At 40.3% G+C, this 13,288-nt stretch carries 13 protein-coding genes; 10 read left to right on the top strand and 3 right to left on the bottom strand.

Translation table 11 applies throughout. The features are described 5' to 3' along the window. The first annotated feature begins 73 nt into the window (after positions 1-73). The 7 genes from uspA to trmL all read left to right on the top strand — a co-directional run bounded on the left by uspA (position 74) and on the right by trmL (position 8,210). On the top strand, positions 74-499 hold the full coding sequence (gene uspA / locus L4F91_RS11085) for a universal stress protein UspA (RefSeq protein WP_250351281.1): 426 nt from the start codon (positions 74-76) through the stop codon (positions 497-499). Between the two features lie 177 nt (positions 500-676). After that, entirely contained in the window at positions 677-3,301 is a 2,625-nt protein-coding gene (alaS, locus tag L4F91_RS11080; protein WP_395896489.1) for an alanine--tRNA ligase, read from the top strand. Positions 3,302-3,450: 149 nt separating this feature from the next. After that, entirely contained in the window at positions 3,451-3,633 is a 183-nt protein-coding gene (gene csrA, locus L4F91_RS11075) for a carbon storage regulator CsrA (protein ID WP_103854347.1), read from the top strand. A gap of 22 nt (positions 3,634-3,655) precedes the next feature. Next, positions 3,656-5,020, top strand: a complete 1,365-nt coding sequence (locus L4F91_RS11070) for a phosphomannomutase CpsG (protein WP_265778501.1) — start codon at positions 3,656-3,658, stop codon at positions 5,018-5,020. A gap of 139 nt (positions 5,021-5,159) precedes the next feature. Continuing rightward, entirely contained in the window at positions 5,160-6,047 is an 888-nt protein-coding gene (gene galU / locus L4F91_RS11065; protein WP_250363826.1) for a UTP--glucose-1-phosphate uridylyltransferase GalU, read from the top strand. A 266-nt stretch (positions 6,048-6,313) separates the two neighbouring features. Next, positions 6,314-7,615: a branched-chain amino acid transport system II carrier protein gene (gene brnQ, locus L4F91_RS11060; RefSeq protein ID WP_250351285.1), complete on the top strand. Its 1,302-nt coding sequence runs from the start codon at positions 6,314-6,316 to the stop codon at positions 7,613-7,615. Between the two features lie 115 nt (positions 7,616-7,730). Continuing rightward, positions 7,731-8,210, top strand: a complete 480-nt coding sequence (gene trmL, locus L4F91_RS11055) for a tRNA (uridine(34)/cytosine(34)/5-carboxymethylaminomethyluridine(34)-2'-O)-methyltransferase TrmL (protein ID WP_250351623.1) — start codon at positions 7,731-7,733, stop codon at positions 8,208-8,210. A 47-nt stretch (positions 8,211-8,257) separates the two neighbouring features. Here trmL and nfuA read toward each other — a convergent pair whose 3' ends face one another. After that, positions 8,258-8,842 (bottom strand): Fe-S biogenesis protein NfuA, encoded by a 585-nt coding sequence (nfuA, locus tag L4F91_RS11050; protein ID WP_250351286.1) that lies wholly within the window; start codon positions 8,840-8,842, stop codon positions 8,258-8,260. A gap of 105 nt (positions 8,843-8,947) precedes the next feature. Further along, a complete protein-coding gene (locus L4F91_RS11045; protein WP_395897905.1) occupies positions 8,948-9,640 on the bottom strand; it encodes an amidophosphoribosyltransferase in 693 nt (230 codons plus the stop codon). A gap of 141 nt (positions 9,641-9,781) precedes the next feature. Here L4F91_RS11045 and L4F91_RS11040 point away from each other — a divergent pair, with 141 nt between their 5' ends. Genes L4F91_RS11040 through L4F91_RS11030 form a run of 3 tightly spaced genes read left to right on the top strand, consistent with a single transcriptional unit; the run spans position 9,782 to position 12,411 of the window. Continuing rightward, positions 9,782-10,594 carry a Cof-type HAD-IIB family hydrolase gene (locus L4F91_RS11040; RefSeq protein WP_395896485.1) on the top strand — a complete coding sequence of 271 codons (813 nt, stop codon included), beginning with the start codon at positions 9,782-9,784 and terminating at the stop codon, positions 10,592-10,594. A 12-nt stretch (positions 10,595-10,606) separates the two neighbouring features. Continuing rightward, on the top strand, positions 10,607-11,449 hold the full coding sequence (locus tag L4F91_RS11035; protein WP_395896483.1) for a hypothetical protein: 843 nt from the start codon (positions 10,607-10,609) through the stop codon (positions 11,447-11,449). 44 nt (positions 11,450-11,493) lie between these two features. Further along, the gene (locus L4F91_RS11030) at positions 11,494-12,411 is read left to right on the top strand and encodes a Dyp-type peroxidase (RefSeq protein ID WP_250351289.1); all 918 of its coding nucleotides are present in this window, start codon (positions 11,494-11,496) and stop codon (positions 12,409-12,411) included. A gap of 91 nt (positions 12,412-12,502) precedes the next feature. On the opposite strand, the gene L4F91_RS11025 is transcribed toward L4F91_RS11030, so the two are convergent. After that, on the bottom strand, positions 12,503-13,216 hold the full coding sequence (locus L4F91_RS11025; protein WP_395896481.1) for a tRNA1(Val) (adenine(37)-N6)-methyltransferase: 714 nt from the start codon (positions 13,214-13,216) through the stop codon (positions 12,503-12,505). Between the last annotated feature and the right edge of the window lie 72 nt (positions 13,217-13,288).

Raw genomic sequence — 13,288 nt, 5'->3', positions numbered from 1 at the left:
TTTTTTTATTTGACTAGTGCTAGTATTACACCAAAAGAAATTGATTAACCTCTAAGATAATAAGGAGTTAGTTATGTATAAACACATTTTAGTTGCTGTTGATCTTTCTGAAGAAAGTGCATTCTTGGTGGAAAAAGCGGCAGGCGTTGCCAAACGTAATGAGGCGAAGTTATCCATTATCCACGTTGATGTAAACTTCTCTGATCTTTATACGGGGTTAATTGATGTGAATATGTCTTCAATGCAGGATCGTATTTCCACCGAAACCCATCAAGCCTTAGTTCAATTAGCGGAGCAATCTAGCTATCCAGTTTCAGAGAAACTAAGTGGTAGTGGTGATTTAGGGCAGGTTTTAGCGGATGCCATTGATAAATATGATGTGGATTTATTGGTGACAGGTCATCACCAAGATTTTTGGAGTAAATTGATGTCTTCCACTCGTCAAGTGATGAACACAATTAATGTTGATATGTTAGTTGTTCCATTACGCGAAGAATAGCGATTTAGCTGATTTATTCTGATTTGTGATCTGTACTTTGGCGATGAAAAACATCATCGGAAAAAGTGCAGATCCTTTTTATTTTGGGAATTGAAAAAAGTTTTTTCTAAATGTTAAAAATGTGCCAAAATAGCAAGATTCGTAACGAATTTAATGAAGATAAAATAAGGCAATTTAATGAAAACAACCGCAGAAATTAGAAAATCATTTCTTGATTTTTTTCATAGTAAAGGGCATCAAATTGTCCCAAGTAGTTCACTGGTTCCAGAAAATGATCCCACATTATTATTCACCAATGCAGGAATGAACCAATTTAAAGATGTCTTTCTTGGTTTAGATAAACGCGCTTATACCCGTGCAACCACCGCTCAACGTTGTGTGCGTGCAGGTGGAAAACATAATGATTTAGAAAATGTGGGTTATACCGCGCGCCATCATACGTTTTTTGAAATGTTAGGTAATTTCAGCTTTGGCGATTATTTCAAACAAGATGCGATCACTTTTGCTTGGGAATATTTAACTTCAAGCGCGTGGTTAGGCTTACCAAAAGAAAAACTGTGGGTAACCGTATATGAAACCGATGATGAAGCCTATGATATTTGGCATAAACAAGTAGGCGTGCCAGCAGAGCGTATTATTCGTATCGGCGATAACAAAGGCGCACCTTATGCTTCGGATAACTTCTGGCAAATGGGTGATACAGGTCCTTGTGGTCCTTGTACAGAAATTTTTTACGATCACGGTGATCACATTTGGGGAGGTCCACCGGGTTCACCAGAAGAAGATGGCGATCGCTATATTGAAATCTGGAATATCGTATTTATGCAGTTTAACCGCCAAGCAGATGGCACGATGGAGAAATTGCCAAAACCGTCAGTGGATACAGGAATGGGGTTAGAGCGTATTACGGCGGTATTACAACACGTTAATTCCAACTATGATATTGATATTTTCAAAGTATTGATTGCAAAAGCGGCAGAATTAACGGGGGAGAAAGATTTAACCAATAAATCCTTGCGTGTCATCGCCGATCACATTCGCTCTTGTGCTTATTTAATTGCAGACGGCGTGTTGCCTTCTAATGAAGGGCGAGGCTATGTGCTACGTCGTATTATTCGCCGAGCAGTGCGCCACGGGCATTTGCTTGGTGCGAAAGACGCTTTTTTCTACAAACTTGTGCCAACCCTTGCAGAGGTAATGGCTGAAGCAGGTAAAGAGATTAAAGAAAATCAATCACATATCGAAAAAATCTTACGCTTAGAAGAAGAACAATTTGCGCGCACCTTAGAGCGTGGCTTAGCGTTATTAGATGAGGCGTTAAGCCAAGTGAAAGATAACGTGCTTTCTGGTGAAGTTGCCTTCAAACTTTATGATACCTTTGGTTTCCCATTGGATCTTACCGCAGATGTGTGCCGTGAACGCAATATCGTGATTGATGAAGCGGGCTTTGAACGTGAAATGGAAGCACAACGCCAACGTGCGCAGTCGGCAAGTCAGTTTGGTATGGATTATAACAACGTTATCCGTGTGGACGGTTCAACGGCGTTTGAAGGTTATAGCGAATCAGAAAGTCTCGCAAAAATCACCGCACTTTTCTGTGAGGGAAAATCTGTAGAACAAATTAGCGCAGGACAACGTGCGGTAGTCATTTTAGAAAATACGCCATTTTATGCAGAATCTGGCGGTCAAGTGGGGGATACAGGGCGTTTAGAAGGGCAAAATGTCTTATTTAACGTCACAGACACGCAAAAATATGGTCAAGTGTTTGGGCATATCGGTGAATTAGCCGAAGGCACGTTAAGTGTTGGACAATCGGTAAATGCCGTGGTGGATGTAGCACGTCGTAAACAAATTTCCTTAAACCACAGTGCCACTCATTTATTACACGCCGCATTACGCCAAGTGTTGGGTAACCACGTTGCACAAAAAGGCTCATTAGTGTCAGACAATTTATTACGCTTTGACTTTGCGCAACCTGAAGCCATTTCTAAAGCACAATTGTTTGAAGTGGAAAAATTAGTCAATCAGCAAGTGCGTGCGAATCACCCTATTCAAACTGACATTATGGACCTAGAGGCTGCGAAAGCAAAAGGCGCAATGGCATTATTTGGCGAAAAATACGCCGAACAAGTGCGTGTTTTGACAATGGGCGATTTTTCTATTGAACTTTGTGGCGGAATTCACGCCCAATATACAGGTGAAATTGGGTTATTCAAAATCATCAGTGAAAGTGCAATTGCGGCAGGAATTCGCCGTATTGAAGCCGTAACGGGAGAAACTGCGATTGATTGGCTTCACCAACAGCTTGGTGTGTTAAATCAAAGTGCAGATTTATTGAAATCTGATGTTTCCTCACTGACGGATAAAATTCACCAATTGCAAGATAAAGCGAAAAAAGCGGAAAAAGAATTGCAGCAATTAAAAGAAAAAGCGGCAATGCAAGCTGGATCGGATATTGCAAAAAGTGCGGTGAAAATTAATGGCGTTTCTGTGGTATTACAGCAACTCGACGGTATGGAAACAAAATCACTGCGTGTGATGGTTGATGATTTAAAAAATCAACTCGGTTCAGCCGTGATTGCCTTTGTTTCTGTCTTTGACGGTAAAGTCAATTTAGTTGTTGGTGTAACAGCGGATTTAACTGCAAAAGTAAAAGCGGGTGAGTTAGTTAATCTAATGGCACAACAAGTAGGCGGTAAAGGCGGCGGTCGTCCAGATATGGCAATGGCTGGTGGCTCACAGCCTGAAAATGCGGAAAAAGCCCTTGCTGTTTGTTCTGAATGGCTAAATTCTCACTTATAAAATAAAAATTTTGTGTCGTAGCTCACAACTTTGCATTTCAGTCGTCACGTTGTGAGCGTAAGTACGGTAATATTTTGGGGCGATGTACCCTAGGATATAAGGGGTAAATGATCGATAGGGATGTCGAAGAAAGGAAATGAGGAGGTTGTATGCTAATCTTAACCAGAAAAGTTGGCGAAAGCTTACTCATTGGTGATGAGATTTCTATTACGATATTAAGTGTTCGTGGTAATCAGATTAAAGTTGGTGTGAATGCACCAAAAGAAGTATCTGTCTATCGAGAAGAAATTTACCAACGTATTAGAGAAGCAAAAGATGAGCAATCATCTTAATTAGGAAAAGGAAGTGGATGTTATGGGTAAATTAACTTGTTTTAAAGCGTATGATATTCGTGGTCGTTTAGGCGATGAATTGAATGTGGATATTGTCTATCGCATTGGTCGAGCATTTGGACAGTTTTTAAAGCCTAAAACTATCGTTGTTGGTGGTGATGTGCGTTTAACCAGTAAAGAATTAAAAAGTGCCGTCACAAATGGCTTATTAGATTCTGGCGTGAACGTCATTGATTTGGGTGAAACGGGAACTGAGGAAGTTTACTTCGCCACTTCTTTTCTTAAAGCCGATGGCGGAATTGAAGTTACCGCAAGCCATAATCCAATGGATTATAACGGCTTAAAATTGGTGCGTGAGGGGTCGCGTCCAATTAGTGCGGATACTGGTCTTGCGGATATTCAACGTTTGGCAGAGGAAAATCATTTTCCACCTGTAGAAAAACGAGGAGAGTATAAGCAACTTTCCGTGTTAGGTGATTACGTTGAGCATTTATTGTCTTATATCAATTTAGATAATTTAAAACCAATGAAATTGGTGATTAATTCAGGAAATGGCGCAGCAGGACACGTTATTGATGCGATTGAAGCGCAATTCCGAGCAAAACGTGTGCCAGTGGAATTTGTGAAAGTGCATAATAATCCAGATGGCACATTCCCAAATGGGATTCCAAACCCCATTTTGCACGAAAATCGTCAAGATACTATTGATGCGGTGCTTGCGCATAACGCAGATATGGGGATTGCTTTTGATGGCGATTTTGACCGTTGTTTCTTATTTGATGAAAAAGGTCACTTTATTGAAGGTTACTACATTGTTGGGTTGCTTGGTCAAGCTTTCTTACAAAAAAATAAAGGGGCGAAAATCATTTATGATCCACGCCTGATTTGGAATACCATCAAATTAGTGGAAGAAAATGGCGGTGAGGCAGTATTGTCTAAATCTGGCCATTCTTTCATTAAAGAAAAAATGCGTGCTGTTGATGCTATTTATGGTGGGGAAATGAGCGCGCATCACTATTTCCGTGATTTCTTCTATTGCGACAGTGGAATGATCCCTTGGTTACTCGTAATGGAATTAGTTTGTACCACAGGCAAGTCTCTTGGTGAATTAGTGAACGAAAGCATTAATACTTTCCCATCACCGGGCGAAATTAATAGCAAACTGACGGATGCTAAGGCGGCGATTGCACGTGTACGAGCGGCCTATGAAAAAGATGCTATTTCAGTCAATGAAATTGATGGTATTAGTATTGAATATCCTACTTGGCGTTTCAATTTGCGTACCTCAAACACGGAGCCAGTCGTACGCTTAAACCTTGAAACTCGTGGTGATAAGCAATTAATGACAGAAAAAACCGAAGAAATTCTGGCGTTATTACGTCAATAATATGTAAAAAAGCACCGCTCTTTGGTTTACGGTGTCGCATATCAACGTGGCTATCTGAGATAGCCGCTTTGCTATTTTCACAACAACCCTATTATTAAAGTGCGGTTGTTTTTTTAGAAATTTTAGAAAAGGAAAACCAATGAAAGTCATTATTCCTGTTGCAGGTCTTGGTACGCGAATGTTACCTGCGACAAAAGCCATCCCTAAAGAAATGCTGACGTTAGTGGATAAACCCTTGATCCAATATGTAGTGAATGAGTGTGCCGCAGCGGGGATAAAAGAAATTGTCCTGGTTACCCACTCTTCTAAAAATGCGATTGAAAACCACTTTGACACCTCTTTTGAGCTGGAAACAATGCTGGAAAAACGGGTAAAACGCCAGTTATTAGAAGAAGTCCGTTCCATTTGCCCGAAAGATGTTACCATTATGCACGTTCGTCAAGGTAACGCCAAAGGTTTAGGACACGCCGTATTATGCGCACGTCCAGTGGTAGGGGATGCCCCTTTTGCGGTCGTGTTACCTGATGTGTTATTAAGTGATTTCAGTGCAGATCAACGCAAAGAAAATCTGGCAGCAATGATCAAACGTTTTAAAGAAACCAATGCGAGCCAAATTTTAGTTGAGCCAGTTTCTGAACAGGATATTAGTAGCTATGGTATCGTAGATTGCCAAGGTGTGCAGTTTAACCCGGGTGAAAGTGCAAAGATTAAACGAATCGTAGAAAAACCCGCGGTGGAAGATGCTCCTTCTAATCTAGCTGTGGTGGGACGTTATGTTTTCTCAGCGAGCATTTGGGATTTATTAGCTAAAACCCCTATTGGGGTGGGTGATGAAATTCAATTAACAGATGCCATCGATATGTTAATTGAAAAAGAAGAGGTTGAAGCCTTTCATCAGACTGGGGGGAATTTCGATTGTGGTGATAAATTAGGCTATATGCAAGCTTTTGTGGAATATGGCGTAAATCATCCTAAACTGGGCAGTGAATTTAGTGCTTATTTGAAGCAATTTGTTAAAACGCTTTGATCGTTTTTATTCAGTAAAGGAATGAGGGTTAAACATCATTCCTTTTTTTATTTTTCTTGTATAAAAGATAAATTTTTAAATTTTGTCAAAATTTCCCCCTTATTTCTAAGTGATTTTAATATTCTCCACGCGAATTCCTGAGAAATCTCCTCTCTCGCTTGACAATAAAATCATAAAACTCTATAACTTTTCCATTTTCTAGTGGAAAATCATTTTGATTATTTATTAATATAATATTAAATGCTAAGTTTTAAGAGGTTAATAAAATGTTATCTGGAAAAGATGTTGCGATTTTGGGAATGATGATTTTTTCTCTCTTCTTAGGTGCTGGGAATATTATTTTTCCACCAATGGAAGGATATTATGCTGGAAGTCTGTGGTTTTGGGGGGCGTTAGGGTTTCTATTAACAGGCGTGCTTATGCCTTTTATTACCTTAATTGTCGTAACCTTAAAAGGCTGTGGGGAAGAACTTTCCCTCGATTTACCTAAGTGGGCTCAGGTGGCGTTCTGGACGATTTTATATTTAGTCATTGGATCAACCTTTGCAATGCCAAGAGTTACAAATGTTGCCTATGAAATGGCGTGGCAGCCCTTGAATTTATTGTCTGGTGAGTATTCCCATATTATTTTTGTGACGGTATTTAACTTAATCGGAATGAGTTTTATGCTAGGGCGCAGTACAATGATTTCTAGTATTGGGAAATTTATGGCGCCTGCATTACTGGTTCTATTAACCATTGTTGGGTTTGAAGTGGTGAATGCACCACTTTCAGATATTGTTGAACCAAGTCAGGCTTATAAAGATCATTCTGCGATTGCAACGGGGTTGATTGGTGGCTATCAAACAATGGACGTGCTTTCCGCAATGGCATTTGGCGGCATTGTGGCACGGGCATTAGCGGTGAAAGGGGTTTCAAATAAACGTGCGATTTTACGTTATACCCTGACGGCGGGCGCTGTCTCAGTGGTGTTATTGAGTTTACTTTACTTATGTCTCTTCTATTTAGGCGCGACGGGTGAACAAGTGGCTCAAACATCAACCAATGGTGGACAACTGTTTGCGCAATATGTGAATGCGTTATTTGGGCGTGAAGGATCTTGGATTATGAGTGCTATCGTGCTGTTAGCGAACTTAACAACCCTTGTCGGCGTCACCAGTGCTTGTGCGGATTATTTTTCAAAATTCCATCCTCGTTTAAATTACACCTTCTTCGTGGTGCTATTTACCATTTGTACCATTATTATTTCTGAAACAGGATTGAACACGTTATTACGCGTTACCATTCCAGCATTGTTATTAATTTATCCTATCGCCATTATGCTGGTTGTAATGCAGTTATTACGTCATAAGTTAGGCATTACTCGCACAGGGTACAACTTTATTATGGGAATTACCGCCTTATTTAGCGTAACCGATAGCCTAAAAAATATGGAATTATTACCGCACTTTATTCAGAACCTATTAGCGCATATACCGCTCCATCAGGAAGGCCTAACGTGGTTATTGCCAACCTTAGCAATGATGATGCTCTGCACGCTATTTAAAACAAAAAACGTTTCTGCCTAACATTAAGCCCTTCTTGTGAGGGCTTTATATTAAAGTGCGGTGCTTTTTTTATTATTTTGATCTTTCATTATTCAGCGGTAAAATTCGCACACGGAAATTGAAAGAGAAAAAAATGATGCTAGATATTGTCTTATATGAGCCAGAAATTCCCCAAAATACAGGAAATATTATTCGCCTATGTGCGAACACGGGATTTCGTTTGCATTTAATTGAGCCACTTGGCTTTACTTGGGACGATAAACGTTTGCGCCGTTCTGGCTTGGATTATCACGAATTTGCCGAAATTAAAAAGCACAAAACCTTTGCGGATTTTCTTGCCACAGAACAGCCTAAACGCTTATTTGCAATGACAACCAAAGGGCGTTTGGCACATAGCCAAGTTTCGTTTCAAGCTGGGGATTATTTAATGTTTGGGCCAGAGACCCGTGGTATTCCAATGGCAATTTTAGATGAAATGCCAATGGAACAAAAAATTCGCATTCCAATGACAGAAAATAGCCGCAGTATGAATTTATCTAATTCTGTTGCGGTAGCGGTTTATGAAGCGTGGCGGCAACTTAATTATTCTGGGGCGATCAATTTTGATCCCGAATGATAACAAAAAGGCACGAAATAATTCGTGCCTTTTTATTTGTTTTACGATTAATAATAAGAATGCTCACCGCGTTGATGCTCGGTTACATCTTTAGCGCCTTTCAATTCATCAGGGAACAAACTGACTAATTGTTTTTCAACCCCATCTTTAAGGGTAACATCAACCATTGAACAACCATTACAACCGCCGCCAAATTGTAAAATAGCATAGCCCTCTTCGGTTAAATCAATCAGCGTAATATGCCCACCGTGTCCTGCCAGTTGCGGATTAATTTGGGTTTGAATGACGTATTCTACACGCTCAATTAAAGGCGCATCATCTGCGACTTTACGCATTTTCGCATTGGGTGCTTTGAGCGTAAGCTGAGAGCCTAATTCTTCTGTCACATAATCAATTTCAGCGTCTTCCAAAAACGGTAAGCTCACCTCATCAACAAAGGCGGAAAAGGTATCGTATTTCATTTCGGTATCGGTAGCTTCTACACTGTTTGGCGGGCAGTAAGACACCCCACATTCCGCGCTTGGTGTTCCCGGATTAACCACAAAAATACGAATATTCGTGCCTTCTTCTTGTTGATCTAATAAACGGCGAAAATGAGCTTGTGCCGCATCAGAAATCGTAATTTGTTGCATTATTTATTCCTCAGTAATACTTGAGCTAGATAGTCAGGCATCATACCCCTAGATAGATTTTTTTTCCACCTTTTCTTTTATTCGGTATTTTCTATACACAAGATACTACTCGGTGTGGAAAGCCCGTGCTAATCCCCAAACTTGAATATTCTCTACGCCTAATTGACGAAAATGTTGAGCGATTTCATTTAAGGTTGAGCCAGTGGTGATCACATCATCAACCAATGCAATAGAGCGGTAATTGAATGTTTGGTTTTCAAACCTAAAGGCGTGTTTTAAATTTTGTTTACGCGCTTTGGCGTTTAAACCAAGCTGAGGAGGCGTGTGTTTTACGCGCTGAATAAATGATGAATGACAAGGAATAGCTAACCATTTTGCTAAACGCTTGGCGATTAAATCAGCCTGATTATAGCCTCGTTTCCACTGGCGAAAATGGTGCAGTGGCACAGGAAAAATGGCTTCTGGAAAGTGAAGGGAATGTTGTCGTCTTGCCTCATAAACCGCTAATAAAAGCAAGCGTGCTAGGGTATTGTCTAACCAAAAGAGATGGTGGAATTTAAATTGCTGAATTAATTTCGATAAAGGTGGATCATATTTGCTAACCATAACGATTTGATCCCAGCGAGGAGGAGTTGCTGTGCAATGTCCACAATGTTTAACGTAACTTGGCGTTGGCATTCCGCAACAACCACAATAGACGTAACGTTTCATTGCTTTATTGCAAGTTGTGCATATACCCTGTTTCTCTTGCGATAAAACTTGATGGCATAAGACACAACGAAAACCGAAAAAATTCACCAATTTTTCCACCGCACTTCTCTTTTGGTTGAACCCACTATAATTGATTTTTCTAAGAAAAACACTTTTTCTGATCAATTTTCCGATCTTGATCGCAAAAAATGGTAAAATTTGCTCAAAATTTAGTAAAAGAGGATAAAAATGACCGTACCTAACTATCGCAAGCAAATTAAAGCCGTTTTTTTTGATATTGATGAAACCTTATTTGTAAAAAATAAAGTCCATTTTCCAGAAAGTGGCAGACTTGCCATTCAAAAATTGCACGCGAACGGGATTTTAGTCGGCATAGCAACAGGGCGCGCACGTTGCAGTTTCCCCGCTAAAATTAATGAAATGGTAGTGCAAGAAGGGATTCACACTTTCGTCACAACCAACGGACAATTTGCTGTACATAATGAAGAAGTGATTGAAAAACACCCTATTCCAACAGAAAAAGTGCAACGGCTAGTGAATTTCTTTGATCTTCATCATATTGCCTATGCGTTTGTTTCTAATGATAAAATTCGTGTTTCTGAAATGACGCCAATGTTAAAACACGCCCTTGATCCAATCACCACAGATTATCAAGTGGATAAAACCTATTATCAACAAAATGATGTGTACCAAGTGTTAGCATTTTATGCAGAAGACAAAGATGAACTCGTCGCGCAGGCACATATTTTGGACGATCTCAAAACCGTGCGTTGGCACGAAAATTCTGTCGATATTTTTGATGCGGAAGGCTCAAAAGCGAGAGGAATAGAAGCGATTGCCCGTCATCTTGGCTTTTCGATGGAAAATGTTATGGCATTTGGAGACGGCTTAAATGATCTCGAAATGCTCAGTGCAGTTGGCGTTGGCGTAGCAATGGGAAACGGACACGATACCTTAAAAGCCGTCGCCAATCACGTTACCGATCATATTGAACAAGACGGTATATATAATTTTCTTGTAAAATCTGGTTTGATTGAATAATAAGGAGAACCAATGCTAAATCTTGATGCCCTAAAAACAATGCGTCCCGTTATTATGACGCCAAGCCACGACGGGAAATATTTTCATAATTATGTGATTTCATTACTTAATTTAACAAGCTCAGCAGCAAACCTTGGTTTGCACTTACAGATTTCTTTACAGCGTGGCGAAAGTTTAATTACACGAGCAAGAAATAATGCTGTCGCAGAATTTTTAGCGAATAAACAGTGGACACATTTATTTTGGATTGACTCCGATATTGGCTTTTCTGTTGAGGCGGCTTTGCGTTTACTACTTTCGGACTATGATATTGCCGCGGGAGTTTATCCCCTAAAATACGAACAATTTCCAAGTGAAATTCCTGCTGGAATGACAAAGCAAGAATTTGAATCTGCCAGCACAAGATACACGGTAAATACAGGACGTGTAGAAGGCGATAAAGTGCAATTAGAAATTTTACCTGATGGTTTTATGGAAATGGATGAAGCCCCAACAGGATTTATGTGCATAAAACGTGAAGTCTTTGAGAAAATGATCGCGTATTATCCCGAATTACAATATGTGCCAGATAGCATTGGCTATCAAGATTTAGGGCTACATTATCGTTTTTTTGATGTAATGATTGATCCACAGACTCACCGCTATCTTTCTGAAGATTACGGTTTTTGCTATTTATGGCGTAAAATGGGCGGCAAAGTATATATTGATTGCCAGTCTAATCTTACTCACCAAGGGGCAAAATTATATACTGGCGATTTTGCCAATTCACTTATTCATAACTTACCAAATGCAATTGGTGCGCCAGCAGGCAAAATGATGCAAGTGAATGGCTTGCAATATTTAAAAACGGAATAAAAAACAACCGCACTTATTAAAGTGCCTCTAACGAAGGAAATAGTATGGCGACTTTACAAAATGTTCTTGATGAACCAAATAAAAATACCATTTTTATGGTGTGGAATTTTCACGATAACCTCGATATTAAACCCGCATTCCAACAGCTTTGTGGTTTAGTGGGTAACTTAAATAATACAGCAAAAACACGTTTTCCCGATGCGAAAGCCAGCGTGGTGATGGGCATTGGACACGATGCGTGGCTACGCCTTGATTTACCTAAACCATTACCGAAAGAACTTGCCCCTTTTGAACCAATAAAGGGATCAAAATACACTGCAGTGGCAACGCGTGGTGATTTACATTTTCATATCCGTTGCGATCAGCCAAGTTATTGCTTTGATATTGCACAAAATATCGCAGATGTGTTGCGCGACGTGGCAAAATGTGTGGTCGATATTCAAGGGTTTCGTTATTGGGACGGGCGTAGTATTCTCGGTTTTGTGGACGGCACAGAAAACCCGCACGATCCAGAAGAACGCATATTATTCGGTACCATCGGTGAAGAAGATCCCGCTTACCAAGGCGGTAGTTATTTGTTCGTACAAAAATATGTACACGATATGCAAGCGTGGCGTGCATTACCTGTAAATGAGCAAGAAAAAGTATTCGGTCGTTCTAAAGCCGATGACATTGAAATGGACGATGATAGCAAGCCAAGCAACAGCCACAGCGCATTAGCCAATGTGGGCGATGATCGCAAAGTCATTCGCGACAATATGCCATTCTCCGCAAACGGCGAGGTGGGAACCTATTTTATTGCTTACGCGAATACCTTTACCACAGTACAAGCAATGCTAAACAATATGTTTATTGGTAACCCCGCTGGTAATTATGACCGCTTGCTTGATTTCAGCCGCACCCGCACAGGAACACTTTTCTTCGTCCCAACGTTAGATATGTTAGATGAATTTGCGGAGTAATTTTCATCAAATAACCAAAAGCCACCTAGTGTGGCTTTTTGTTTATTCTTGAAGAGGAATATCATTCTCTAACACCACATTACCATTTTTCTCAAAACTTCAAATAAAACGCCTTCGTCAATTCCACAAAATCAGGGTGATATTGATTATTTTCGTCATAAATAATCAGTTGGGAATGTTGCATTGGCGCGGGGTGTTTGCGGAAAGTGAGCAACAGGCGTTGCGCGGGCTTGCCGATTTTGGTGATCACATCACATTGTTCTGTACAGTAAAGTGCGGTGCTTTTTCGCAAGATTTTTCCTGCGTCATAAGGAAGAATAAATTGGATTTTGCCCTGTTCATTCAAGCATTGTGCTGCGATATTTAGCCAATCATTATGGCTCTGTTCAAGTGTATAGCGAGCAAGATTACGTTGGGGTGTTTTGCAATCTTGTGCTGGGGAAAAATAGGGCGGATTGGCTACGATCAAATCAAAAAGATGTGGGGGATTTTGTGCGAATGTTGCAATATCTGTATGATATAAGGTCATTTTTTTCGCCCAAGGGGAATGTTCAATATTTTCTTTTGCCTGCTCTGCGGCTGCGCGATCACGCTCAACGGCACTAATCTGGCAATGTTGCGCGGTACGCTGGGCTAACATTAAGGCGATCAACCCTGTGCCTGTGCCAAGATCTAACAGCGTCTGAGCCTCTTGGATATCTGCCCAAGCCCCAAGCAAAATGCCATCTGTTCCGACTTTCATCGCACAGCGATGATGATTTACGTGAAATTGTTTAAAGGTAAAGCCCTGATTTTCCTTTGTCATAAACTTCCTAAAAATTGACCGCACTTTAAACGCAAAGTGCGGTATAATTCGCGATAATTTTCCTTAATAGTA

This window comes from Avibacterium sp. 20-126 (assembly GCF_044358625.1).
Classification (GTDB): domain Bacteria; phylum Pseudomonadota; class Gammaproteobacteria; order Enterobacterales; family Pasteurellaceae; genus Avibacterium.
Note: the sequence above shows the minus strand (reverse complement) of the source record. Positions and strands in the feature narration are given on the sequence as shown.

Coding starts and splice junctions, on each gene's coding strand:
- uspA (WP_250351281.1), top strand. CDS start 74: ATGTATAAACACATTTTAGTTGCTGTTGATCTTTCTGAAGAAAGTGCA.
- alaS (WP_395896489.1), top strand. CDS start 677: ATGAAAACAACCGCAGAAATTAGAAAATCATTTCTTGATTTTTTTCAT.
- csrA (WP_103854347.1), top strand. CDS start 3,451: ATGCTAATCTTAACCAGAAAAGTTGGCGAAAGCTTACTCATTGGTGAT.
- L4F91_RS11070 (WP_265778501.1), top strand. CDS start 3,656: ATGGGTAAATTAACTTGTTTTAAAGCGTATGATATTCGTGGTCGTTTA.
- galU (WP_250363826.1), top strand. CDS start 5,160: ATGAAAGTCATTATTCCTGTTGCAGGTCTTGGTACGCGAATGTTACCT.
- brnQ (WP_250351285.1), top strand. CDS start 6,314: ATGTTATCTGGAAAAGATGTTGCGATTTTGGGAATGATGATTTTTTCT.
- trmL (WP_250351623.1), top strand. CDS start 7,731: ATGCTAGATATTGTCTTATATGAGCCAGAAATTCCCCAAAATACAGGA.
- nfuA (WP_250351286.1), bottom strand. CDS start 8,842: ATGCAACAAATTACGATTTCTGATGCGGCACAAGCTCATTTTCGCCGT.
- L4F91_RS11040 (WP_395896485.1), top strand. CDS start 9,782: ATGACCGTACCTAACTATCGCAAGCAAATTAAAGCCGTTTTTTTTGAT.
- L4F91_RS11035 (WP_395896483.1), top strand. CDS start 10,607: ATGCTAAATCTTGATGCCCTAAAAACAATGCGTCCCGTTATTATGACG.
- L4F91_RS11030 (WP_250351289.1), top strand. CDS start 11,494: ATGGCGACTTTACAAAATGTTCTTGATGAACCAAATAAAAATACCATT.
- L4F91_RS11025 (WP_395896481.1), bottom strand. CDS start 13,216: ATGACAAAGGAAAATCAGGGCTTTACCTTTAAACAATTTCACGTAAAT.